21 protein-coding genes are annotated in these 24250 nt (G+C 43.2%); all 21 read right to left on the bottom strand.

The features are described 5' to 3' along the window. Positions 1–96: 96 nt before the first annotated feature. The 21 genes from rfbA to wzxC all read right to left on the bottom strand — a co-directional run bounded on the left by rfbA (position 97) and on the right by wzxC (position 24249). A complete protein-coding gene (gene rfbA / locus AC4OVS_RS07950) occupies positions 97–978 on the bottom strand; it encodes a glucose-1-phosphate thymidylyltransferase RfbA (RefSeq protein ID WP_017693099.1) in 882 nt (293 codons plus the stop codon). Continuing rightward, the gene (rfbB, locus tag AC4OVS_RS07945; protein ID WP_395029104.1) at positions 979–2064 is read right to left on the bottom strand and encodes a dTDP-glucose 4,6-dehydratase; all 1086 of its coding nucleotides are present in this window, start codon (positions 2062–2064) and stop codon (positions 979–981) included. It abuts the gene before it with no gap. Between the two features lie 89 nt (positions 2065–2153). Next, the gene (gene gnd / locus AC4OVS_RS07940) at positions 2154–3560 is read right to left on the bottom strand and encodes an NADP-dependent phosphogluconate dehydrogenase (protein WP_491922304.1); all 1407 of its coding nucleotides are present in this window, start codon (positions 3558–3560) and stop codon (positions 2154–2156) included. A gap of 156 nt (positions 3561–3716) precedes the next feature. Further along, on the bottom strand, positions 3717–4523 hold the full coding sequence (locus tag AC4OVS_RS07935; RefSeq protein ID WP_395029100.1) for a glycosyltransferase: 807 nt from the start codon (positions 4521–4523) through the stop codon (positions 3717–3719). A gap of 16 nt (positions 4524–4539) precedes the next feature. Beyond that, on the bottom strand, positions 4540–5817 hold the full coding sequence (locus tag AC4OVS_RS07930; RefSeq protein WP_395029099.1) for an MATE family efflux transporter: 1278 nt from the start codon (positions 5815–5817) through the stop codon (positions 4540–4542). Beyond that, positions 5810–7039 (bottom strand): glycosyltransferase, encoded by a 1230-nt coding sequence (locus AC4OVS_RS07925; protein ID WP_491922303.1) that lies wholly within the window; start codon positions 7037–7039, stop codon positions 5810–5812. The genes AC4OVS_RS07930 and AC4OVS_RS07925 overlap by 8 nt, the downstream gene beginning before the upstream one ends. A gap of 5 nt (positions 7040–7044) precedes the next feature. Then, on the bottom strand, positions 7045–8055 hold the full coding sequence (locus AC4OVS_RS07920; RefSeq protein ID WP_395029095.1) for an EpsG family protein: 1011 nt from the start codon (positions 8053–8055) through the stop codon (positions 7045–7047). Between the two features lie 118 nt (positions 8056–8173). Beyond that, positions 8174–9094, bottom strand: coding sequence for a glycosyltransferase family 52 (locus tag AC4OVS_RS07915; RefSeq protein WP_395029093.1), 921 nt, complete (start codon positions 9092–9094; stop codon positions 8174–8176). Between the two features lie 26 nt (positions 9095–9120). Next, the gene (gene pseF / locus AC4OVS_RS07910; protein WP_395029091.1) at positions 9121–9810 is read right to left on the bottom strand and encodes a pseudaminic acid cytidylyltransferase; all 690 of its coding nucleotides are present in this window, start codon (positions 9808–9810) and stop codon (positions 9121–9123) included. After that, the gene (locus AC4OVS_RS07905) at positions 9807–10865 is read right to left on the bottom strand and encodes a nucleotidyltransferase family protein (RefSeq protein WP_059295504.1); all 1059 of its coding nucleotides are present in this window, start codon (positions 10863–10865) and stop codon (positions 9807–9809) included. The genes pseF and AC4OVS_RS07905 overlap by 4 nt, the downstream gene beginning before the upstream one ends. Next, positions 10862–11530 (bottom strand): acetyltransferase, encoded by a 669-nt coding sequence (locus AC4OVS_RS07900; protein ID WP_395029089.1) that lies wholly within the window; start codon positions 11528–11530, stop codon positions 10862–10864. Before AC4OVS_RS07900 ends, AC4OVS_RS07905 begins: the two co-directional genes overlap by 4 nt. After that, a complete protein-coding gene (neuB, locus tag AC4OVS_RS07895; RefSeq protein ID WP_395029087.1) occupies positions 11523–12596 on the bottom strand; it encodes an N-acetylneuraminate synthase in 1074 nt (357 codons plus the stop codon). Before neuB ends, AC4OVS_RS07900 begins: the two co-directional genes overlap by 8 nt. Before the next feature lie 6 nt (positions 12597–12602). Continuing rightward, entirely contained in the window at positions 12603–13766 is a 1164-nt protein-coding gene (gene neuC, locus AC4OVS_RS07890; protein WP_059295510.1) for a UDP-N-acetylglucosamine 2-epimerase, read from the bottom strand. Between the two features lie 5 nt (positions 13767–13771). Further along, entirely contained in the window at positions 13772–14914 is a 1143-nt protein-coding gene (locus AC4OVS_RS07885) for a LegC family aminotransferase (protein ID WP_395029083.1), read from the bottom strand. 15 nt (positions 14915–14929) lie between these two features. Then, positions 14930–16120 carry a UDP-N-acetylglucosamine 4,6-dehydratase gene (locus tag AC4OVS_RS07880; protein WP_369113937.1) on the bottom strand — a complete coding sequence of 397 codons (1191 nt, stop codon included), beginning with the start codon at positions 16118–16120 and terminating at the stop codon, positions 14930–14932. A gap of 436 nt (positions 16121–16556) precedes the next feature. Next, on the bottom strand, positions 16557–17453 hold the full coding sequence (gene galF / locus AC4OVS_RS07875; RefSeq protein ID WP_032669522.1) for a GalU regulator GalF: 897 nt from the start codon (positions 17451–17453) through the stop codon (positions 16557–16559). Positions 17454–17668: 215 nt separating this feature from the next. Continuing rightward, positions 17669–18664 (bottom strand): NAD-dependent epimerase/dehydratase family protein, encoded by a 996-nt coding sequence (locus AC4OVS_RS07870; protein WP_395029081.1) that lies wholly within the window; start codon positions 18662–18664, stop codon positions 17669–17671. Between the two features lie 189 nt (positions 18665–18853). Then, a complete protein-coding gene (gene wcaM / locus AC4OVS_RS07865; RefSeq protein ID WP_163347860.1) occupies positions 18854–20245 on the bottom strand; it encodes a colanic acid biosynthesis protein WcaM in 1392 nt (463 codons plus the stop codon). 12 nt (positions 20246–20257) lie between these two features. After that, positions 20258–21478 (bottom strand): colanic acid biosynthesis glycosyltransferase WcaL, encoded by a 1221-nt coding sequence (gene wcaL / locus AC4OVS_RS07860; protein WP_032623954.1) that lies wholly within the window; start codon positions 21476–21478, stop codon positions 20258–20260. Next, positions 21475–22755 carry a colanic acid biosynthesis pyruvyl transferase WcaK gene (gene wcaK / locus AC4OVS_RS07855; protein WP_022648628.1) on the bottom strand — a complete coding sequence of 427 codons (1281 nt, stop codon included), beginning with the start codon at positions 22753–22755 and terminating at the stop codon, positions 21475–21477. The genes wcaL and wcaK overlap by 4 nt, the downstream gene beginning before the upstream one ends. A gap of 15 nt (positions 22756–22770) precedes the next feature. Further along, positions 22771–24249, bottom strand: a complete 1479-nt coding sequence (wzxC, locus tag AC4OVS_RS07850; RefSeq protein ID WP_395029078.1) for a colanic acid undecaprenyl disphosphate flippase WzxC — start codon at positions 24247–24249, stop codon at positions 22771–22773. Position 24250: the final 1 nt, after the last annotated feature.

Here is a 24250-nt window from a genome sequence, read left to right as displayed (position 1 = left end):
CTTCTAAATGCAATGTAAAGTGCCTTCTGACCAGCATTAATGCAGCCTAAAACAATTAACGGCACTTAAAAATGATAAATGACAGAGGGATTCAAATCAGACTAATCCCTTGGTCAGATTCAGCAGATACTGACCATACCCGGTCTTTTTCAATGGTTCAGCGAGTACCCGAAGTTGTTCGGCATCAATAAAACCTCGTCGGAACGCAATCTCTTCAGGACATGAAACTTTTAGCCCCTGTCGCTCTTCAATTGTGGCGATAAAATTGCTTGCTTCGATCATACTCTGATGCGTTCCGGTATCCAGCCAGGCGTAACCGCGCCTCATCATCGCGACAGACAATCGTCCTTGCTGCATATAGATGCGGTTGATGTCGGTAATTTCGAGTTCTCCTCGCTCGGACGGCGTTAAACTTTTGGCCATCTCAATCACATCGTTGTCGTAAAAATAAAGACCGGTTATTGCGTAATTACTCTTGGGTTGCTGAGGCTTCTCCTCAAGACCAATTGCAGTACCGTCTTTATCAAACTCAACGACGCCATAGCGTTCCGGATCGCTGACATGATAGGCGAATACGGTCGCCCCCTCTTGCTGGCTTGCTGCGCCTTCAAGCAGTCTGGGGAGATCGTGTCCGTAGAAAATATTATCGCCTAATACCAGCGCACAATTATCCTCACCGATAAACTCTTCACCCAGAATAAAAGCTTGTGCCAGTCCATCAGGACTTGGTTGCACTTTGTACTGAATATGCAATCCCCACTGGCTACCGTTTCCGAGAAGTTGTTCAAAACGGGGAGTGTCCTGAGGCGTGCTGATAATCAGAATATCCCGTATACCTGCCAGCATAAGCGTAGAGAGCGGATAATAGATCATTGGCTTATCGTAAATTGGCAACAATTGCTTACTTACGGCCATAGTCACGGGATAAAGACGTGTACCCGATCCGCCAGCTAATATAATCCCTTTACGTTTGGTCATTTACTTACGCTCCCCATAATTTTGCTCAATCCAGCTCTTATAGGCGCCACTTTTCACATTCAAGACCCACTCATGGTTATTTAAATACCATTCAACCGTTTTACGGATGCCGCTTTCAAAGGTTTCCACAGGAGTCCATCCTAGCTCGTCGCTAATTTTATGAGCATCGATTGCATATCGTCTATCGTGACCTGGTCGGTCCGCGACATAAGTAATTTGTGCGCGATAGGATGTTTCTTTCGGTACCATTTCATCGAGCAGATCACAAATGGTCTGGACGACCTCAATATTTTTCTTCTCGTTATGGCCGCCAATATTATAGGTTTCGCCCGGCTTACCCGTGGTCAGAACCGTATACAGTGCACGAGCATGATCTTCAACGTATAACCAGTCACGGATTTGATCGCCCTTACCGTAGATCGGCAATGGTTTATTATCCAGCGCATTAAGGATAACAAGAGGGATCAGCTTTTCAGGAAAGTGGTATGGGCCATAATTATTCGAACAATTTGTCACAACCCCAGGTAAACCATAGGTGCGTATCCAGGCTCGAACTAAATGGTCGCTGGACGCTTTTGACGCTGAGTAAGGGCTACTTGGCTGGTACGCTGTTTTCTCGGTAAACAGCGGTAACGGGACAGAATCATGATATTCATCAGGATGTGGCAGATCGCCGTAAACCTCATCAGTTGAAATGTGATGGAAACGGAAGGTAGATTTTGCTGCCTCGTCCAGTGAAGACCAGTAAGCACGGCTCGTTTCTAACAGGTTATACGTGCCAACAATATTGGATTCAATAAACGCAGCGGGACCGGTAATAGAACGGTCGACATGGCTCTCGGCAGCCAGGTGCATTACCGCATCAGGCTGATGGGTAGCAAAAATACGCGCCATTGCCTCTTTATCACATATATCGGCATGCTCAAAAACATAGCGCTCGCTATCGCTTACTTCACGCAAGGATTCCAGATTACCGGCATAGGTCAATTTATCAACGTTAACAACGCTATCCCGAGTATTGCTAATAATATGTCGGATAACCGCGGAACCGATAAAACCGGCACCGCCAGTAACTAGAATTTTCACGCAATCTATTCCATTAAACAGTAGGTGGATCGGGTAAGATAAAAAAGCCCGGTATCGCTACCGGGCTTGATGGCATGGCTAACCGTATATTAATCCAGCCATTCGGTGTGGAACACACCTTCTTTATCCGTACGCTTATAGGTATGCGCACCGAAGTAGTCACGCTGTGCCTGAATCAGGTTCGCTGGCAGAACGGCAGCACGATAGCTGTCGTAGTACGCCACCGCAGCGGAGAAGGTTGGAACCGGGATACCATTCTGCACCGCGTACGCAACAACATCACGCAGCGCCTGCTGATATTCGTCAGCAATCTGCTTGAAGTAAGGCGCCAGCAGAAGGTTGGCGATAGCCGCATTTTCAGCATAGGCATCAGTGATTTTTTGCAGGAACTGGGCGCGAATGATACAGCCGGCACGGAAGATCTTCGCAATCTCACCGTAGTTCAGATCCCAGTTGTTCTCGTCTGAAGCTGCACGCAGCTGAGAGAAGCCCTGCGCGTAAGAGACGATTTTACCCAGGTACAGTGCACGACGGACTTTTTCAACGAATTCAGCTTTGTCACCAGCGGGTTTAGCCTGAGGACCAGACAGCACCATAGATGCCGCAACGCGCTGCTCTTTCAGAGAAGAGATGTAACGTGCAAATACGGATTCGGTGATCAGGGATAATGGCTCACCCAGATCCAGAGAGCTCTGGCTGGTCCATTTACCGGTGCCTTTGTTAGCGGCTTCATCCAGAATCACATCAACCAGGTATTTACCCTCTTCATCTTTCTTGGTGAAGATATCTTTGGTGATGTCGATAAGGTAGCTGTTCAGCTCGCCTTTGTTCCACTCGGTGAAGGTCTCTGCGAGCTCCTCGTTGGAGAGGTTCAGACCGCCCTTCAGCAGAGAGTAGGCTTCAGCAATCAGCTGCATGTCGCCATATTCAATGCCGTTGTGAACCATTTTCACGTAATGACCAGCGCCATCAGGACCGATATAGGTCACGCATGGCTCGCCGTCTTCAGCCACGGCTGCGATTTTAGTCAGAATAGGCGCAACCAGTTCGTACGCTTCTTTCTGACCGCCAGGCATGATGGATGGACCTTTCAGAGCGCCCTCTTCACCGCCGGATACGCCGGTACCAATGAAGTTGAAGCCTTCAGCAGACAGTTCACGGTTACGACGAATGGTGTCGTGGAAGAAGGTGTTGCCGCCATCAATAATGATGTCGCCTTTATCCAAATACGGTTTCAGGGAATCGATAGCTGCATCGGTACCTGCGCCCGCTTTCACCATTAACAGGATACGACGAGGTGTTTCCAGAGACTCAACGAACTCTTTAACCGTATAGAAAGGAACCAGTTTTTTGCCTGGATTCTCAGCGATGACTTCTTCGGTCTTATCACGGGAGCGGTTGAAAACGGAGACGGTATAACCACGGCTTTCGATGTTGAGCGCCAGGTTGCGCCCCATCACTGCCATACCGACAACGCCGATCTGTTGCTTGGACATTACATACTCCTGTCAGGTGTGGTCGCCGCGACTGTTGCACGGCTTGAAGTGTGTCAAATATACTAACTCATGATGAATGAAATGAATAGCAGATTAAAACTGACTTATCCGCTGAAAAAAGAAAACAAATTAGAAAAAAATCAGTTAAATAATTAATTACTCCCTCAATACTCTATAGAGATAATTTAAAGCAAAAACAGGAAGTAACCTAGGTATCATCCTAATGACTGCGCAAGAAATACATCCGCACAGATGATCAATTTTTAGATTGTATTTAAGTCTAGCAATCTTGATTTCACTTTTAGCATAAAATATTCCTTTACGTCTTGCGAGCATGTTGTTTCCTGCTCTAACTTTAACAAGTACATCGACCATATTATAGCATTCAACACCTGCTGCAATCATACGCAGCCAAAGGTTATAGTCCTCCATCAAATGATGGTGTTGATACCCACCAACTTGCTCAACTAAACTTTTTCTAAACGCAACAGTCATATGATTAAAGGGATTTCTCTTTTTTGCATATTCCACTATCTCTTTATGCTGGCATTTTGAAAACCGAATCCCTTTCGATTCATTCATACTTTCGTCATACTCTTGTATCGCGCCGCCCATCAGTCCAATACTGGGATGTAACTTTAGAAAATCTATTTGTTTTGCAAAACGATCTGGCATGCATATGTCATCAGTATCCATTCTCATAACCATTTCATTTTTGCAAAACTTTAACCCATAATTTAAAGCAGGACCCAACCCAACGTTTTTATTGATTGGAACGATATCAATAGGCAATCGAACGGCATAATTATTAACTATTTCTTCCAATTCCTTGCCAATAGGCCCATCGAACACAATAACTATTTGCTCAGGCAAATGAGAGTTAGTTTCGATACTTTTAAGACACTCAGAAAGAAAATAAGGATTTTCCTTGTTATACAATGAAAGCAGTAGTGAGAATTTCATTTAATTTCCTAACTTATCATTTTGATTTAAAGATCCAAAAACCTGCTTTCTGCTTGATAGATATTACATCCAAAATATTCACTATCACTGCGGATACAGTAGCGGCGACTGCTGCGCCAATCGCAGAATAAAAAGGAATTAAAATAAGAGAAAGACTTATTGCTATACATGTACCAATTATCACATTACGTTTATGCTCTTTTTCACCATCAATGAACATCAATACAATATCACATGCACCAGTTAAACAATTTATCATTTGCGATATAACAAGAATAATAAGAACCACGTAAAAATGTATAAAATCCGAACCGAAAACAGAAAGAAACTCTTTAGCAAAAAAGATAAGGCCAATCCCAACTGGAAAACCCAATGATGCAGAAAAAACAAAGGACTGATAGGCGTACTTTTGGACAGAGGAAAAATCTTTAATTGAATATGCACGGGAAATCTGACTTGAAACAACACCACTTACAGCTAGAACAAAAAAACCCAGCAGGGTTGAAATTCTTTGGGATACGATAAATCCAGCAATATCAGTCTTGGTGGCACAAAAATTGATTATAATCTGAGAACCATACATAGTAATCAACTGCATCATTTGTATTCTGAATAGTTGTTTACACGAGTAATCAAACCCTTCCGGTTTAAATTTTTCTTTTAGTGGCCCGCTTTTTATTTTAAAGAGAATAGCAAAATACAACGTTGCAATTATTGCTGCAAATGCAATCATCGCAATTTGTTTGTCGATAGCGATATCATTATATTTAATTTCATTCTTAGCAAAAATAAAACAAAAAATAGCAATTAAAATGAAAGATAAAAAATTAAATAGCGTCCGTTGACTAAGAATCATCATAAGAATATTTCCTAACCCTTGATAGAGATAAGAAAGTACATTCATATAAACAAAGCAAGCGCCAATGATAATCAAAGCTATAGTTAAAAATAGGGTTTGAGCGATACTTAGCTTTTCATAAAGTAAATAGATGAATAACAATGGAGATAATAAGAAATATAGTCTGTAGCTTTTAGTCAGAACGTAATTAAAAAGCGCATTGATCCTAAATTTATCTTCGACATCAAGCCGAGCCGCAGCTTTTGCTATTCCTATTTCAGCTCCTTGTGAAGAAAAGGTGACAACAATTGTTAGTAATGTTATATAGAAAAAAATAGCGCCAGCGTTTTCTGCACCAAAGTAACGGGAAACAATCCAACTGAACAAAAATGACGAAATAATAGTTGTCATTCTTAAAGCAAGAGAAAAAAAGGAATTGAAATATTTCTTAATCATAATTTTCAGTAAGGCCTTCCCACTGCTTAGCAATATTATGCTGCTCGAACCGATGAAGCTTCGATCTGAGAGCAACCTCTTCATTCGTAAAAGATTCTGAAATTATGTTAGAAGCCTTAACTGCCAAATCATTGATAATATCTTCTTCTGAACGACCATCATTCAATGTTACCAAAAAGTCGTATCCCCAACCCTGTAAGATCTCTGCTGGACCAGTCGGGCAATCAGTACTAATTACAGGAACGCCAAGAATTAAGGACTCAATCAGTACAGTTGGCAATCCTTCTGAATCCGAAGTCAACATTAATAATTTCGCATTACTAATATAATAATATGGGTTTTTTTGAAAACCAAGAAAAATGACTTCGTTTTCTAAGCCTAACTTTCTAACATCATTAAGATGTTTCGAATAAAGCTCCCCTTCACCTAAAATAACTAATTTGAAGTCCGGATGGTTTTTTTTTATTTCGCAGAATGCTCGAATTGATCTTTCTACTCTTTTTCGCGGCGTTAAAGTAGAAACTGTAATGATATACTTATCAGGAAGAGGATTTAAGCTGCCATTAGTATAATGGGATTTTTCAATTAGCTCACAGAAATCAAATGGGTTATAGATTGTATGGATCCTATTATTTTTAAATGCTTTAATTTTTTTTAATTCACAAGCAATATCATTCGATACTGTAAGAATTGTAGAATGCGAGAATATTTTACTTAACGATAAAACATGACTAAATTCCGAACGAGCAAAAACTTCAGATGGGCTATTATGAAAGTTAAAAACGTAGTTGCAGGTTAATTTACTTTCGTAATAGGATCTATCAAGATTAAGATAAATATTGTTATTAACAATCAGATCAAATTTATTATTTTCAACAAATTTCTTATAACCTTTCAATTGATATGGGATAATAAGAAATTTATAGTAATTGAAGATCTTCTTAGTAATATTTTTGATCATTCTTAATTTGGGGGATTTATTGCCAACTAAAATTTTCCCTGTTGAATTGTGACCACTAAAATCCTGGACTTTGACAATTTCATTACCCTTACGAACATAGACACATATATTTGTGTCTATTTCATATTGAATATTATCGGAGCGGTCAAGTAATATCGAAATTGAATTGCCACGTTCAGCCAACACTTTGGCCAAATTTAGAATTACTCGTGCTCCACCTGTCCCACTAAGGGCATTATTTATAAATAGAATTTTTTTCATAATTATTAATTTTGTCGTAGAATTGGTCGATCAGACACTCTTGGAATGAAATATTCTTGCTCGAAATTTGTAGAAAAAATAGATTGATAATTGTAATTATTTCGGCCTTGTTGAGCCTGAAAGAAAACAAAAAGCAAACTAAATGCGATTAATTTATTAATTCCTGAATGCCTGTATAATTTAAAAGTGTAAGGGAAGGCAACAATCAATGAGATATAGAAATATTGTGAAAACCTCATAATATTTAAATTTCCAGGTGATAATAGCATCAAAAAGCAAGCAGCAAAAAGTAAATTCCATAATACTTTATTATTCTTAAGCAATAAAAGTGTGTAGAAAATTATTACTATATTAAATAAAAAACCCAACCCTGTACCAAATCCACCCTGCGATTCCGAAAATTGTGAATCACCATAAATGCTATTATAATATGGAATATGTGAATAAATATATGTTTGTATAGTTGAGGTAAGCCCTATAATATGCATTACAAATAAGCATATCAAAATGGAGAACGCAGCTAAAGGTTTAATCCTGAATTTGTTAAATAAATAAACTGGAAACAGTAATATTGCTGAAAAATGAATCAAAGTAGCAAATAAAAGCCATGATGTGTACTTTAACAGTCTCTGTTCTTCGATATATTTTATTGAATATAAGAAAATTGCAACAGCCAATAGTTGCCTGACCCGATCAAATGAATCTAAATAGAATCCAATAAAACAAAAAACAACCAATCCCCAAATAAGTATTTGGCGTTCAATAAGTGTTTTATAAACAAAGAACAATGTTAAGAATGCATAAATACCTAAAACATAAATATATCCACGTTCAAACGTACTGAATGATAATGATAAAAAACCATAAAATATTTTATCAGGTGAGAAAGAAATAACAGCATTTATAAAATTATAATAAATATCGACATACGTCTCATAATCAGGTCCTACATCAAATCTTAGTGCTGAAAGAAGCAGAAGCGAAGAGAACGACAAAGATAAGTATAGTCTTTTCACTCCTTGAGATACTACCTCGTTTGCTCTTTCATATAAATATGCAAATAAGAGGCAAAAAAGTACAGCAGAATTATATATTATGTACGACGTCATATTTAATAAATACCATACTCATAAGTTAAGGAGTTATGTACCCGAATTTTTCAATCAACAAAGGATGATAACATGTACCTTTAAAATCTTTATATTTACAAGGTAAATTAAATATCCCACCGGAAAATAGGGTCACACAGCGTTGAATTTCAGCTGAATTTAATACAATTAATTCAATCGGTACTTTAGAATCATTGATCTTGATGTCAGGAAAATGTTCTTTATAATCGGTGGTTTCACGTGGATGACTGCGGATAACTATTTTTTTATCGCCATATTCAGAAATAAGTTTCCTATAAATTGATATTTTTTGTTCCTCTTCGATAAAACCATATTCACTTAGCGGCTGAGTCAATATAATAACTTCCGCCTCAATTCTATCTTTATTTTCGAATTTAAAAAAATCATTAATTCTCTGTTTTTGTTCTTGCCTCAACTCTTGCCATTTAGATAACAAATCAAAATACTGCACTTTACTAATAATTTTTAAATCTTCAATTGCTTTCATCCCTGATAATAAAATCGCTTTTACTGAATCAGAACGACCAAACGTTTCCCTTCCTAAAATAAATTCCTGTGATTTTGAGTATCTAGGAGGTTGATAATTTGCTAAACCATCTTCAATCAACACGAAATCATGGATGAAAGGACTAGAGAAAAATAAATGATCTTGCCCAAAAAAATTATATTTATCACGATGTTTTATTAATTTCATTAAATCTCGGTCGTATAACAACCTAAACTTAAATAATAAATAATAATATATTTTGCTCAGCTTCCCTTTACCTTTCTTTATGATTATTTGTTTTTTATCGATGAAATTTAGGCCATTCAATGCGTTATTATCAGAATGGATAAAAATGGTGTTTGTTATATTATTAGGATATAGAACACAATATATTAACAGCGTGTAAGGCGAATCAAAAACAAATACGTTATCTTGCATTTTATAATTTGTACCGTGCTTCATAATTATTGTAATCGTAATAACGACTCAGCAAAAATAAAATCTTCTTTCTCGTCAATATCAATAGACGAAGTTCTATTCATTATGTATGCATAACTATTTTTATCATATATTTTTGAAATGTCTTTAAAGTGTATTTTGTCAAAGATATAGATAGCTCCGTTTAAACGATAATAAACAGCATGTTCCTGGCTACGTATGTTATTCTCTGGTTTAATAAAGCCTTCCATAGATAAAGTATCACTTAGCTTATTGCAGAGCTGTATAGAGTGCTCTACTTTGCATACAGATATAACAGATTTTGCCTTTTTTTCTTTGTATAAAGCAAACGCTTCTTTAATATGAGTAGTTGTTCTTAAAGGGGAAGTAGGTTGCAATAGACAAATTGTATCAATAGATACTTTTTCTACATCTTGTATAAAATTCACAGCATGATTTACAACTTCAGCTGTGGTAGCGTTATCATTAGAAATATTCTGAGGTCGGATGAATGGAACATTTGCACCATAATGCTTTGCTATAGCCGCAATATTTTCTGAATCAGTGCTAACTATCACTTCATCAAATAAGGCACTTTCTTTTGCGGCGATTATAGTCCAAGCGATAAGTGGTTTTCCATTCAAAAGTTTAATATTTTTATCAGGAAGCCTTTTACTTCCTCCACGTGCAGGAATTAAAGCAATTTTATATGTCATTTAAAAAGGCCTTTATAATCTTGTTGAGCTTTATTGAAATCATCCATCCGTCCAATATCAAGCCAATATTCATGAATTGGAAACATCATAACCGACTTGCCTGCATTGATATGTTCCTCTAATAAAGAAGGCATATCAATTTTATAATTCTCTGGTACTTTTTTGAAAATATTTGGCTCAACGACATAGATGCCAGCATTAACAAAAAAACGCTGTATTGGCTTCTCAATCATACTTGTGATCTTATTTCCCTTACCTTCAATTACTCCATACGGAACCTGATATTCATATTCGCGGACGCACATAGTTGCTATCCCACCGGCACTTTGATGAAAATCAAGTATCTTATTTAAATCAACAGTTGTAAGAACATCACCATTTATCATGATTAACGGTAAATCAGGTGCATTTTTAGGCAATAAACCTAACGCACCTCCCGTACCTAACGGTTCCTTTTCAAATACATATTGAATATTTACACCCCATTTTGAGCCATTACCAAAGTATTCGGTTATCAATTCAGGCATATAATGCGTTGAAATGTAAATATTGCTAAAACCAGCCTCAATAAACTGAAGTAATAAAGTTTCTAAGATAGGTTTATCACCTACTTTAAGCATTGGCTTTGGACATGAGTCAGTAAGGGGACGCAATCTTGTACCAAAACCCCCAGCCATAATAAAGACTGGATTATCATAACGCTTACGCTTTATTTTATCTTCTAACGTTTCAAGCCCAATGATTTTACTCGTACCAACTTCAACAATTGGAATAGCTAATATACCATTTTCAACCATTGTGTTGATAAGTTGCGCTTGAGTCATATCAGAAAAAGCGATCTTGGGTGTAACATTCATAACCTTTGTTACACTTGCGTCGAGATCCACGTTGTTTAGTATACCACGCCTGATATCGCCATCCGTTACAACACCGAGTAAACGTCGATTTTCGTCTATGACAATCGCAATTCTCAGTGCTTCATCATTAATTATTTTTAATGCTGTCTTTACATTATGCTGTGGTGAAATTAAGACATTTTCCCAATTCTTACTCATCTCATTTTCTCACTTATGATCTTTTCAATATGTACACGCGCTGGATAGCAAATATTATTTGAACTAATATCTTTTGTGATAACTGCTCCTGCGCCGATGATACAATTGTTACCTATACTAACCCCTTGAATGACAGTTGCTCCAGCACCAATAATTGTTGAATCCCCAATCTTCACACCGCCACAGATAACACTTCCAGGAGCTATATGGCAATTATTTCCAATTATTGAATCATGCTCTACAATAGCACCGGTATTTACAATTGAATTACTACCGATTTTTGCCCCATATTGAATGATGGCACCCGTAAGTATTTGCACACCGGCGTCCAACAAAGAATAAGGTGATATAATTGCACTTGGCGATATTATCTCACCAAATTTATATCCCAAATCAGTGTACTTCTTATAAATATCTTCACGAGTTCTTTTATAAGGTACTTGCCCAATACCATTTACTAAAATTATATCTTTTTTATCATATTTCTTGATAAAATCATTATCCGATAAGAACTCGGTTTTTGAAAAAATCCCATTATTATCTGGTGGCGTTAACGTCACCAGGCAACATACATCTTTATTAAGTTTTTGAATGATTTCTGCTAAAACGCTGGAGTGTCCACCAGAACCTATAAAAACATAACTAGATGAGCGGGTATTATTCAATTATATATTCTCCTGGTAAATAATCTTTATTTGCGTTTTTACCTAAAATATCCCAGTAACGGTAAGGTGACATACCACCACCTGGTCGTTTTACTGTAATGTTTTTTTCTGTTATTTTTTCGCCAACTTTAATGTTGGTGGATGCAACAATACTTTTTCTGGCTATGTTTTTATTTTTTATCTCTGAAACAGTTGGGCTTTTTAGCGTAGCACCTAAAGCCAACTCTACCTGCCGAATCCCCTCTACCATGTTCTTTAGCTCTTCTGGTTCCAGCGACGCTTTATGGTCGGGACCTTCCATAGTATTATCTAGCGTAAAATGCTTTTCTATTACCGTAGCACCTTTGGCAACAGCAGCGATTGGAATAACAATCCCTTCACTATGGTCCGAATAACCAACAGATAGGCCAAAAGCGTGTTGAAGGGTATCTAAGACTCGTAAATTAATTTCATTGAGTGGTGCAGGATATTCTGTTGTGCAGTGAAGAATTGTTACTTTTTCCTTCAAAGCTCGCTGCCCCTCTGGCGAAGCATATGCGGTCTGGAAAGCATCAACATTTGGCACAGCATTATTATCTGTAGTATAACCAAAAGCAATAACACCTAAAGCCATCTCAATTTCTGATAATGTAGCCATTCCTGTTGAAACAATAATATCACAGCCTGTTCTCGCGTGTTGCAAGACAAGAGGAGCATTGGTTAATTCGCCGGAGGGTAATTTCAATCTTGTCAACCCTAAGTCTTTTACAAGAAAATCCAGACTTTCATGATCGAACGCTGTAGAAAGAAATTCTATTCCTAACTGTTTACAATATGCTAATAAAGCATGATGCGCTTCCCATGATAATTCAAGTCGACTAAGCATAGTTAACTGTGATTCTTTCTTGCCGGTATTTGTTATCTGATAATCCGCTTGTACCGCGTCTTCAGTAACAATATTTTTCGCCTTGAACGTCTGAAACTTGACAATATCAGCACCTGCTTGATATGCCGCATCGACAAGTTCAAATGCTAGCTTTTCATCGCCGTTATGGTTAACGCCTGCTTCAGCAATAATTAGTGTCATAGTGTATCACTTGATGTCATAGAAAATCTTACTACGTTCAAAATTCATAGATTTGATCATCTCAATGATTTTTGAACTAGCGTTGCCTTGACCATAAGGATTAGTAATCCTTTCATTTGGTCCCTTATAGCTTCGTGTTAAGGCTATTCTTATCGTCTCAACAATAGATTGACTGGTTGCAGGGCAATTAAGGACACTCTTAGCGGCAAGCCGTCCTTTTTGCCTGTCTCCTATATTTACTGTCGGTACGTCGAATGCAGGAACTTCTATAATCCCACTCGACGAATTTCCGATTACAACCGCGGCATGTTTGACAGCGCTTAAGTAGCGCATCTGTCCTAGCGACGGAATAGCGATTACTCGTTCTGGTTGCGATGAAGCATAAGCTTCCAACAAAGGAATAATTTTACGGCCACCATCATCCGCATTGGGATATGTCAGAATGACTTGATAATCGGGATAAGAATCAAGAGCCTTCAATAAGGCTTTAAAACTTTCTTCTGGTGATTCTTTTCCCAAAGTTACAGGGTGGTACGTTACAATGAAATACGGATTCTTAAGTCTAAAATTTAATGAATCTGATAGTTGTTCTAGGGATAAGAAATGGCTTCGTTTTAAATGATCCAACCCAATAGCTCCTACATTCGCAACGCGAACAGGATCCTCTCCCAGCTGAATAACTCTTTTTTTATATTCTTCTGTAGAAGTACAGTGAAGATAGCTGAGTTTAGTTATAGCATGTCTAATTGCATCATCGTAAGCACCTTCAGTAATTTCTCCACCATGTAGATGCAAAATTGGAATACGGAGAATCATGGCAGTTTGCGCGACTGCAAGAGCTTCGAAACGGTCGCCGAGTATTATTATAATTTCAGGCTTTAATCTGCTTAGAGCATCAGCAAAACCTAATACCCCCAGCCCCATACTTTTCGCAGTTCCTACTGGCGTATCTGAAGAAAGTAAAATCTCAACTTTCTCATCTATTGTAAAACCGTCACTCTCTATTTGCTGCCATGTATTTCCAAACTCTGGAGAGAGATGCATGCCACTAACAAGGAGCTGAAGTTCCAATTCTTTATCATTTTGGATATCTTTTAAAAGCCAATAGAGCAAGCCATACTCAGCTCTGGTACCGGTAAACACCGCAACTTTGCGTTTTGCTGAACCCATAGCCATTATTCCATCGGAGAGCTTGGGAGGTTGATCAAACGAGCTTCAATTTGCTCAGAGTTTGTGAGCTCATCTCGCATTGCATGCTCAAACATAGGCAGTCGGTGCATTAATTTCCAGATTGGTCGAACCATCACTTTGGCTTCATTCATTTGAGCCAACATTTCATTACGAGCGTCCAGATTTTCACAAATAATGGCATTTAGCCAGTAGTTAGATTGTGCATATTCAGGTTCTTTTACAAACTTAAATTCTGAACCAGTAAAGAATTCTTCATAGCGCTGGGCCAGGGCTCGTTTTTGTTTAATAAAAGAATCAAGGCGTTCCATCTGTCCGCAACCTAGCGCAGCATTAAGATTTGGCATGCGATAATTGAAGCCCGGTTCATCATGATAAAACTCATATGGATGGGGGACTTTTGCAGTAGTAGTGACATGTTTCGCACGTACACCAGCCTCCGAAGAGCGACAGAACACCATTCCTCCCCCGCCAGTCGTAATAATTTTATTGCCATTGAAACTTAGCGCACCATACTCTCCGAGAGTTCCGGTATGTTTACCTTTATAAAAAGAACCGAGACTCTCTGCTGCATCCTCCACAAGAATAATATGCCATTTCTTACAAACAGCAATGAGCTCATCCAGTTCAGCCGGGTGACCGAAGGTATGCATAGGGACCACAGCACGAATAACCTGATGTGTTTTGCGGTGAATGCAACCTTTATCTGTCAATTCGGTATTTCCACTTAACCAATTTTCAAGTGCGACCGGGCAAAGACCCAGGCTTACCGGGGAGACATCGGTAAAAACCGGTTCTGCTCCGAGATGATAAAGCGCATTACAGGTTGCAACAAAAGTTAATGCCTGTGTGATAACGAGATCGCCCCGCTTAACACCTGCCAGGTAAAGCGCAGCGCTTAACGCTGCTGTGCCGTTAACCGTTGCGACTGCTCGTGCCGTTCCTGTGAATGATTCCATCTTCCGTTCGAAGTCATCAACATATTTACCGACACTTGATACGAATGTGCTGTCAAGAGTATCCAGTACATATTTTTTTTCGTTACCATTGAATACTGGCGCATGCAATGGAATAAATTCATCCGTCTTGTATACATCGCGAACAAATTCGACAATTGATTTAATATTCATTCTTGGAGGCCTTGCTTACATTTTGCTATCGAGATATTTTCCTGTTTCTTTATGCCCAAAATCAGGAATCATTTCAAAAAACAGTTTTACAATATCGTTTTTATTCCATTCCAAAGATGTTTTCATTTTTTCGATGCGTTCTTCAAAGTGTAAAAGTAACGCTGGATCGTATAGAGGTTCATTTTTAATGATCCCCAAATTATTAAAACGCTGCATATCCAGCGTCTCATTCTCAGTGAAAAATTCCTCAAAATCTTTCTCACCAGTTGTATCGCTTGGAGTGAACAAGCATGGCCACTTACCTTGTGCTGGTAACGTTTTTGCCAGCTCTCGCGCTTCATCTTCAGTTTCACATAGATGAGGTTCATAACCACGTTGTTTAAGATAGAGGACCGCAATATCGGCAAAAGAGATAAGGTGGAGTGCTTCGCTCAATTTCGGGAAGAAGATGTCACGATTATCACCAAAAATGCATGACATCAGACAGAGTTCACCGGACTCCTGAGGGGTAACAAAGTAACGCTTGATATCATTTGGCGCTACCAAAGGTTGCTGCTTCTGGATACGTTGATCAAATCCATGCAAAAGCGAACCATCTGAGAAGGCAACATTAGCAAATCGCGCAGTAGAAATAGCAACTTGCTCGCTTTTACGCATCAGGAACATTTCCATAATACGTTTAGATGCACCCATCATATTTACTGGATTCGCGGCCTTGTCGGTCGATACACAGAAGAATTTTTTCACACCAGCAGCAATAGACTGTTCAATGGTTTTGTTGGTGTTAAGGATATTTACCTCAATCATACGCATCAAAGTAAATGGATCTTTCTCGCTACGAACATGTTTAAGAGCAGATAAATTAAGAACATAATCAAATTTACCATCCGCCTTAATAAAAGCGTCATACTCGAAAGAGCCGATATCAAGTGCAAACGTTTGGAAATCTCCCTCAATATAGCCAAAGGAACTGCGAATATCCCTAACTAGTTCGACCAAATTGTTTTCACTGATATCAACAACGTGTAGCTTTTTAGGGTTGCGTTTAAATATTTCTTTTGTTACAGCCTGCCCAATTGAACCCGCACCACCCAAAACTAAAAATCGAGATTCAGAAACTATTTGCTTTAATTTATTTTCACTTTGAGAGATATCTTCACTGAACAATTTTTTATTTCGTCCAATGAGCTGAAGAATATTATCCATTTTATAATCCAATTGATTACGAAAGATTAGACAAAAACCGATTGAGTTAATTTCACTAATGCAAAAATGCAAATTGCCTCAACAAGCTAACTGCATGAGACGTACATAAGTGTTTCTATGAATACCGTCCATAAAAAGACACGCTACCGCCCCTGGCTTAACAGCTACCAGTGCACTGAAAGATGTTGGAGTGTTACATGTAATGCTGTCTGAAACTGGAGTGGTTGTATCGCCAGACAACGACAAAAGTAGCGTTAATTGTCGTCCTAATCGCCCCCAGAAACAAGTACAAATCGTTACAAAAGTGTCTAGTTTTGATTCATTTAACTCTTTATTATTATTATAATTAATAACAAAAAACGGCAGTTATCATTTGGTTATGTTTCAACATATTCCCAATGATGGCTGCCGCTTGTTCAAGTCGTTAAAGTAAAAATTAATCGTTAGCCAATAACTTCTCAATCCGGCTTCTGAACTTCGCCCCTTCCTTCAGGTTACGTAGGCCATAGTTCACAAACGCCTGCATATACCCCATTTTCTTACCGCAGTCATAGCTATCGCCGGTCATCAGCATCGCATCAACCGACTGCTTCTTCGCCAGCTCAGCAATCGCATCGGTCAGTTGGATACGGTCCCAGGCACCCGGCTCAGTTTTTTCCAGCTCAGCCCAGATATCCGCATTCAGCACATAACGGCCGACTGCCATCAGGTCGGAGTCCAGGGTCTGCGGCTGATCGGGTTTTTCGATAAACTCAACGATACGGCTCACCTGCCCTTCCGTCTCCAGTGGCTCTTTAGTCTGAATAACAGAATACTCGGAGAGATCGCCCTTCATACGTTTCGCCAGCACCTGGCTACGGCCCGTTTCATTGAAACGTGCCACCATTGCCGCCAGGTTGTAACGCAGCGGATCGGCGGAAGCGGTATCAATAATGATGTCCGGCAGAACCACGATGAACGGGTTATCGCCCACCACTGGCCGCGCGCAGAGGATTGAGTGGCCCAGACCCAGCGGCTGCGCCTGACGCACGTTCATGATGGTCACGCCAGGAGGACAGATAGACTGAACTTCTGCCAGAAGCTGACGCTTAACGCGCTGCTCAAGCAACGCTTCGAGTTCATAAGAGGTGTCGAAGTGGTTCTCAACGGCGTTCTTAGAAGAGTGCGTCACCAGAACGATTTCTTTAATCCCAGCAGCAACAATCTCGTCGACGATGTATTGAATCATCGGCTTGTCAACGATCGGCAGCATCTCTTTAGGAATGGCCTTTGTGGCGGGCAACATGTGCATGCCCAGACCCGCTACCGGTATAACTGCTTTCAAATTGGTCATTTTATCTTCCACCTTAAAATGGTTGACGAAGTATAGACCTAATCAGGAAAATTGCCCGATCAAGAAGTCTACTGCGCCTTATGCAAATCACGTTTCGCGCTAAAACTCACATTACTAAACATGAGTATGCATTAAGTGTGACCCAGAATTATCGGAAACCCTGTCGCGAAAATCGCTCAGCCCTCTGTTTCCGACAAATCGCAACCTTTGAGGCATTATTCAGATACAAACGTGATGTCATCTTTCTTCTCATGAACGAACTCATACTTCAGCGTACGGTCCAGACCTTGAGATAAGGTATAAGGCGCTTTAAATCCAGAGCTGTGTACCTTGGTCGCGTCAAACTGTGTAGTTGCACAGAATTTCTTCACGCGCACAGAGCTTATTGCATATTTCTTCCCGGTAACTTTGCTAAGAATGTCAAAGCAATATCCACCTAACATTCCAAGCGGGTAAGGGAGATGAACTGAAGGGATTTTTTTACTGAGACTCTTCTCAACTTCTGAAACTAGCTGATTCATATTCAGGTCTGGCTTGTCTACATAGTTGTAGACATCATAACCCGATCTAACATTTGCCAGCTTAAATTTGATAAATTCAACAATGTTACCGACATAAGCCATTGACTTATAGTTGGTTCCAGCGCCTACCATGGCGAATTTACCACCTGCGATTTGCTTAAGCAGGTTATACACGTTTCCACGGTTACGCTCACCGAAGATGACCGTAGGCCGGACAATTGTCAGGGATCTTTCCTCTGGAGCTTTATTAAACCACTCGCGCAGAACTTCTTCCGCTTGCCATTTGCTTTTGCCGTAATGGTTGAAAGGATCATGGGGATGGGATTCGTCAGGGTTCACTTTGTTAAGACCATACACAGCCACAGAACTGGTAAAAATAATGTTCTGAACGTTATTTTTTTCCATAGCAGACAATACGTTACGAGTACCCTGTACGTTTACATCGTAGTATAGCGATGTTGGGCTAACGTCATCACGGTGCTCAGCGGCGAGCAGCACGACAGTATCAAAACCAGCAAGCGCCTGATCGAGTTGATCCTGATTACGAACATCACCGGAAACAGTAATATCCGGATAAAAATGACTTTGCTGTTTGTCGAAGTTAGTAACATCAAAATCAGTCTTGGAAATCTCGATTAAACGAGTGCCGACAAAACCAGACGCGCCAATAAACAAAACCTTATCGTTCATAATCCACTCAATGCGTTATGTGTGTTTGGCGAACCTCTGGCAATCGCTTCTTTCCCTGAGGTAGCGCTGTTGATTAAACAAAACTTGCAAAGTAATTTCACGGATTATAAACCTTAAAACCGCTGAATTCAGTAACAAATTTTTAGGGGTTACATCAGATTGAATGGAATACGCCTAAGGCTTCCACCGTCACCTGTGCGGCAGCGCAAAATTCAACCGTTCCGTATTCACCACATGTTGATCGACCCGATCAATATCCACCGAGCTCTGCCCCTTTTCATTAACCGCTTTTATGTTCGCAAGCGACAGCAACGTCTCGTTTTTAGCCATAAACTTCCCGCGCACGTCTTTGCGCAAATCGAAGTTCATCTTCAGGGCCGGTCCCGTTGTTGACTCCTGCATCACGTTGATATTACGTAAGAAAAGGTGTTGGGGTTTGTTATGCAGCTCAAGCGTTGCCCGCTGCATCTCCACGTTGGTGATGGCAACAAACGACGTGGCATTGCCGGAGGAAATCTGTATCCCGCGCAGCTTATAGGCAAGCTGTCGGTTATCCAGGCGAATATCGTTAAGTTTGAAGTTCTGCGGTATCGACAGATAATCGCCCTTGATCACGCCATAGCCAATTAGCATTCCGGCGCTGTTGACCATATCGACATTATCAATAACGAAATTATCACAGCCATAAATAGCTACTGTCGCGTTATCAATTCCGGCCTTTTTACTGAAGTCAGGGGTAATATTGCTGGCCTTGATATTACGGATCACAAAGTGTTTACCGTTTTCAACATGCACCAGCTGCCGACAGTTGCTGCCGGTGATATTCGCCACCACGAAGTTTTTAACGGTCTGCTGTTCCGGATAATCATTGTCGTACGTACTGCCGGCCAGCCCGATGCCTATGCCCCAGTTGATCTTGCCGTTGGTGCAGTTGATGTTATCGATCACGTGGTCCGAGATCAGGATGTTACGGTCGTTAATCGCCACGTTCCACTCAATCGCGTCACCCTGCAAGTGGCTGAATTTACTATTGGTAATGCGCGCACCGTCCACCTGATTGTGGAACCCCTGACGCAGGATCGCGTAGTTGGCCTGCGTCACGGTGATGTTATCGATGAGCAGGTTGCGCATCACTCGCCGTTTTTTACCACCGATGTAGATCTGGGTGACGGGGCCGAAGCCGCTCATCGCCAGCCCTTTAATGACACAGTCGGAGCCACGCACGTCCAGCGTGATGTTATGCGTGCGCCCTTCTCCTTCCCCAATGACCTTGCAGCCTTCCTGGAGTACAAATCGTCCGCGGCCGTTGCCCTTCAGCGCACCGCGGATCAGCAGGGTTTTGCCATCAGGAATGAAAATGCCGGTATTGATGTTTTCACAGGTAAACCCGGCGGGAACAACAACGGTATCGCCCTCGGTAAATGCCTGCTTAAAGGCGGCGATCCAGTCGTTATTGTTGTAGCGATCGACAGAAACCGTCTTCCCGGTTGCCGCCCGCACAGCGCGGGGCGACAGCAGCGGCATGGCAGCCAGGACGGATAAAGAAGAGACAAATCGGCGTCGGGTAATCTTATTCAGCATACAACCTCAGCGTTACAGCGTTTGCAGCAGGCTCGCTAACTGGCGATTAATCACCTGCTGATTGAATTCTGCTTCAACTTTTTGCCGCGCATTTTGCAGCACAGGGATCAGCGTCTGCTGATCGATATCGCTGAACGCGGCCAGACGGTCCGCCAGCGCCAGCGCATTGTTTTCAGGGACCAGCCAGCCGGAATGCTCAGAGGTGATCAGCTCCGGGATGCCGCTGTGCAGGGTCGAGACCACCGGAATGCCGACCGCCATCGCCTCCATCAGCGCCACGGGAATGCCTTCCATATCGCCGTCGGCACCGGTTACGGAAGGCAGCAGGAACACATCCGCCTCATCGAGCATGGCTTTCACTTCGTGGCTCGGCTTGAAGCCCGGCATCTCCACCACGTCTTCCAGCTGATACTGTTCAATCAGCGTGCGCAGGCGACGCTCCCACGGCCCGATACCCAGGATGCGGTAGTGGAAGTCCACTCCACGCGCCTTCAGCTGGCGACAGGCTTCGATGGCTACGTGCAGCCCTTTCTTTTCGGTCAGGCGGGCAACAGAGATAATTTGCAGCGGCTTGCCCGGCACCTTGACGGGTCGCTGGGTGAAGCGTTCCATGTCCACGCCCATGCGTGAAACGGTGATTTTCTCGCTCGGGCACCCCATGGTTTTCAGGCGCCCGGCCCACAGGTCGCTTATCGGCAGCATCATGTCACCACGGCGAAACAGCTGCTGATATTCCGGCGTGTAGTGGTTCAGCACTTCACGGCTGGAGATATCGATACCGTGGAAAATGGTGGCGATTTTGCCGTCAATCACCCCCAGCTCACGCAGTTTTGCCGCCGTGACGCCAGCCGGGCCAAAGTGAGCGATAAAGACATCGGCCCGGTACGGCTGGGCCGTTTGCCCGCAAATGGCGGATAAGATCAGGTTGCGGGCCTCCGCCCCATAGCGCGACATATTCAGCGCCCGCCACGTCGAGGCGCGATGAAGGCCGCGCAGCGTCTGGCCAGCGCGATGGCGCAGTTTGTTCATCCGTCCGGCGGGTTCGTCCTGCAACCAGCGGGTTTTCGCCTCCAGCCCATACTGGGTATACGCCGCATGGGTGTTTTGCGTATCGCCCTTTTGCAGGGCGATAATCTCCACGTCATACCCCATATCGATAAACGCGGTGATTTGGTTCAGCACAAAGGTTTCAGACGACAGCGGAAATTTCAGTAAGAAGAAACCAACCTTCATTTCCCCTCCCGGACGCGGTCGAGGACGGATTTCACCATGCCAATACCTTTTTCGCGTTCGGCTTTCACCGCCACCGCCAGACGTTCGTTGATCGCAGGCAGCTGGCCGAGCGTGTCGCCCACCATCGCACCCAGCGATCCGTCCAGCAGATGACGAATATCGACGGCCATTTCCGGCATACCGAGCTGCTGCATAATGCCTGCAGACTTGTGCTCGTAGTTGATAGCGATGGCTGGCGTGCCGAAGTTCATCGAGATAATGGCCGAGTGCAGACGCGTGCCCACGGTCAGGTCGCAGGCGGAGAGCAGCTTGCCCATCTCCAGGTCGTTCAGTTCGTCCATTACCACGTGGTAGCGGGATGGGTCGTTGACCAGGTTACGCAGGTTGAGCGCCACCATGCGGTCATCTTTGTTGTAGCTGTCGATACCGGTACAGGTGGAAAGCGCCAGCACCTGGTAACCGCTGTCCAGCACGCGGTTCACCACCTCGGCAAAGGCTTTTTCATACGCAGCCTGAGTCGTGCCGAGGCGTTTATCGAAGGGCGCAAGTTCACGCAGGGTAATGGCGACGGTTTTCTGTTTTGCCGCCACGTCCAGCCAGTGCTGTACCGCGTAGCTGGCCTGGAAGCTGTCATCCTGATGATCCACCAGCCAGGCGGTGTCTACGCCGTGCTCCACTTTGGTGGTGTCGATTTCGCTGCGCTTCATCATGTCGAGGCTGACCGATTCGCGCAGGATCAGCGCGTCACAGTGGCCGAAGACATAGTTCGCCAGCTGGTTGAACTGCGGATCCTGGAACGGCCCGACGCTGTGGCCAATCATAAACAGCGGTTTTTTCGCCATAAAGGTGCAGAGCGCATGCTCAAACTGCGGCACGCCGTACAGGTCGACGAAGAACGAGCCGCCCACCTGAATAATGGCGTCATAGCCGGACAGCAGACGCACGAAATCGGTAAAGCCCTGCGCGATGGCGATGTTGCGCAGCTTGCCGGTGTCGGTTACGCGAGAAAGCAGCACCTGATGCTGGTAGCGGCGACGCAGCACTTTCTTCACGCGCCCCATCACGCCCGCAGCGTTGTTGTGCTGTTTCATCTGGCTGTAGAGCGGGTCGCCCATCACCGGGCGGTTCAGTAACCAGGATGAGCTGACCGGATAACGGCTCATCACATCCACTTCTGTCTCAGGCTTAAGGGTGTTAATTGCATCCAATAAACCGCGCAGGATGGCGCTGTCGCCACGGTTGCCGCAGGTATGGTTGCCAAGAATAAGTAATTTCATAATGGCCTCGTAAAATTAGCCTGCGCGAAGCAGCGTTTTCATTTTTTCGTTACGGCAAAACTGGCGCTTTATCTCAACCACCAGCGCATTGCGTGACAGCACAATCATCACGCCGAATGCCAGCGCGCCTGCCGCGACCTGCACCGCAAGCAGCGCCGCCAGCGGCAGATGCCCGTTGAGCACCACGCCCAGGCCGTAGCTCAACGCCAGAGTCGGTAAGGAGAGATAAAACGGCAGCCACAGGCTGAGAATGTACTGACGGTAGCTGGAGCCCAGCACCGGTTTGATCATCACGAAGTAGCTCAGCACGGTATTGACGATCTGCACCAGCAGGAAGCCGAGCGTCACGCCAATGGCGCCCGCCATGTGCCCGCCCACAATAATTGCCGGAATAAACAGGAAGGTTTTAAACACGTTGAACTTGAAGCTGATATCCACGCGCGCCTTCGCCATCAGCAGAGAACCAATTGGATTCCCCACCGAGCGCAGCAGCCCCACAACGCACAGCAGTTGCAGGATCGGGATGATGCTGTTCCACTTCTCGCCAAACACCAGCGGTACGAAATTGCTGGCGACCACCATCAGCCCCAGCAGTACCGGGAAGTTGATGATCCCCACCACGGAGAGCAGCTTGTAAAAGTTCACGCGCAGCTTCTCGGTATCGTCCTGAATTTTGGCGAACGCCGGGAACAGCACGCGGGTAATGATTGGGTTGAGCTTCATCGGCGGGACAACCGCGACGTTATACGCCAGGTTGTAGCCGCCCGCGACGCTCGCGCCCAGAATGCGCGCCAGCACCAGCGTAGAGAGGTTAGTATTCACATAGTTGATAATGCTGTCTGCCGTCAGCCACGCGCCGAAGCGCAGGTTGGATGAAACAGACGCCAGCGAAAAATGCAGTCCCGGGCGATAAATCTTGCGGCCAAAGAAGCCAAACAGCAGCGTGCGCACGGCAGAGTTAACGAGGTAGCCGAGAATGGCGGTCATCGCCAGCGGCCAGAAATGGGCGCTGACAACGGTGAAGGTAAAGCCCGCCAGCACGGCGCTGGTTTCAATCATGCCGATCTTGTTGAACTCCAGCTCTTTCTGCATCAGCGCGCGGAACTGCTGCCCGTGCGGGATCACCACGAAAGCAAACGACAGGGTGCGCATCAGCGGCGCCAGGTCCGGGTTATGCAGCACGCCAGCAATCACATCGCTCAGCAGGAACACCAGCACAAAGACGAAGATACCCAGCCCGACGTTCAGCCAGTAGAGGGTGGTCAGCTCAAGATGGCTGATCTCTTTGCGCTGGATAATGGAGTTGGCGATACCAAAGTCCGACAGCGTATCGGCCAGGGCGATAATCACCAGCGAGACGGTCAGCAGACCAAACTGGTGGTTATCGATAATGCGCGCCAGCACCGTCATCTGCACCAGGCCGAGGCCAATGATGACGATGGTGGCCATGGCTGACCATTTTGCGCCGCTGATGGTTTTTTCTCGTAAGCTCATC

It is taken from the genome of Enterobacter sp. 4974935, from assembly GCF_058661735.1.
Note: the sequence above shows the minus strand (reverse complement) of the source record. Positions and strands in the feature narration are given on the sequence as shown.

What these genes read in the sequence shown, in the direction of transcription:
- AC4OVS_RS07925 (WP_491922303.1), bottom strand. Translation starts at nt 7,039, where the DNA reads ATGAAAAAAATTCTATTTATAAATAATGCCCTTAGTGGGACAGGTGGA.
- AC4OVS_RS07930 (WP_395029099.1), bottom strand. Translation starts at nt 5,817, where the DNA reads ATGATTAAGAAATATTTCAATTCCTTTTTTTCTCTTGCTTTAAGAATG.
- wcaL (WP_032623954.1), bottom strand. Translation starts at nt 21,478, where the DNA reads ATGAAGGTTGGTTTCTTCTTACTGAAATTTCCGCTGTCGTCTGAAACC.
- AC4OVS_RS07905 (WP_059295504.1), bottom strand. Translation starts at nt 10,865, where the DNA reads ATGAGTAAGAATTGGGAAAATGTCTTAATTTCACCACAGCATAATGTA.
- wcaM (WP_163347860.1), bottom strand. Translation starts at nt 20,245, where the DNA reads ATGCTGAATAAGATTACCCGACGCCGATTTGTCTCTTCTTTATCCGTC.
- AC4OVS_RS07870 (WP_395029081.1), bottom strand. Translation starts at nt 18,664, where the DNA reads ATGAACGATAAGGTTTTGTTTATTGGCGCGTCTGGTTTTGTCGGCACT.
- AC4OVS_RS07915 (WP_395029093.1), bottom strand. Translation starts at nt 9,094, where the DNA reads ATGCAAGATAACGTATTTGTTTTTGATTCGCCTTACACGCTGTTAATA.
- wcaK (WP_022648628.1), bottom strand. Translation starts at nt 22,755, where the DNA reads ATGAAATTACTTATTCTTGGCAACCATACCTGCGGCAACCGTGGCGAC.
- rfbA (WP_017693099.1), bottom strand. Translation starts at nt 978, where the DNA reads ATGACCAAACGTAAAGGGATTATATTAGCTGGCGGATCGGGTACACGT.
- galF (WP_032669522.1), bottom strand. Translation starts at nt 17,453, where the DNA reads ATGACCAATTTGAAAGCAGTTATACCGGTAGCGGGTCTGGGCATGCAC.
- neuC (WP_059295510.1), bottom strand. Translation starts at nt 13,766, where the DNA reads ATGGGTTCAGCAAAACGCAAAGTTGCGGTGTTTACCGGTACCAGAGCT.
- AC4OVS_RS07880 (WP_369113937.1), bottom strand. Translation starts at nt 16,120, where the DNA reads ATGGATAATATTCTTCAGCTCATTGGACGAAATAAAAAATTGTTCAGT.
- AC4OVS_RS07935 (WP_395029100.1), bottom strand. Translation starts at nt 4,523, where the DNA reads ATGAAATTCTCACTACTGCTTTCATTGTATAACAAGGAAAATCCTTAT.
- wzxC (WP_395029078.1), bottom strand. Translation starts at nt 24,249, where the DNA reads ATGAGCTTACGAGAAAAAACCATCAGCGGCGCAAAATGGTCAGCCATG.
- pseF (WP_395029091.1), bottom strand. Translation starts at nt 9,810, where the DNA reads ATGACATATAAAATTGCTTTAATTCCTGCACGTGGAGGAAGTAAAAGG.
- neuB (WP_395029087.1), bottom strand. Translation starts at nt 12,596, where the DNA reads ATGACACTAATTATTGCTGAAGCAGGCGTTAACCATAACGGCGATGAA.
- gnd (WP_491922304.1), bottom strand. Translation starts at nt 3,560, where the DNA reads ATGTCCAAGCAACAGATCGGCGTTGTCGGTATGGCAGTGATGGGGCGC.
- AC4OVS_RS07885 (WP_395029083.1), bottom strand. Translation starts at nt 14,914, where the DNA reads ATGAATATTAAATCAATTGTCGAATTTGTTCGCGATGTATACAAGACG.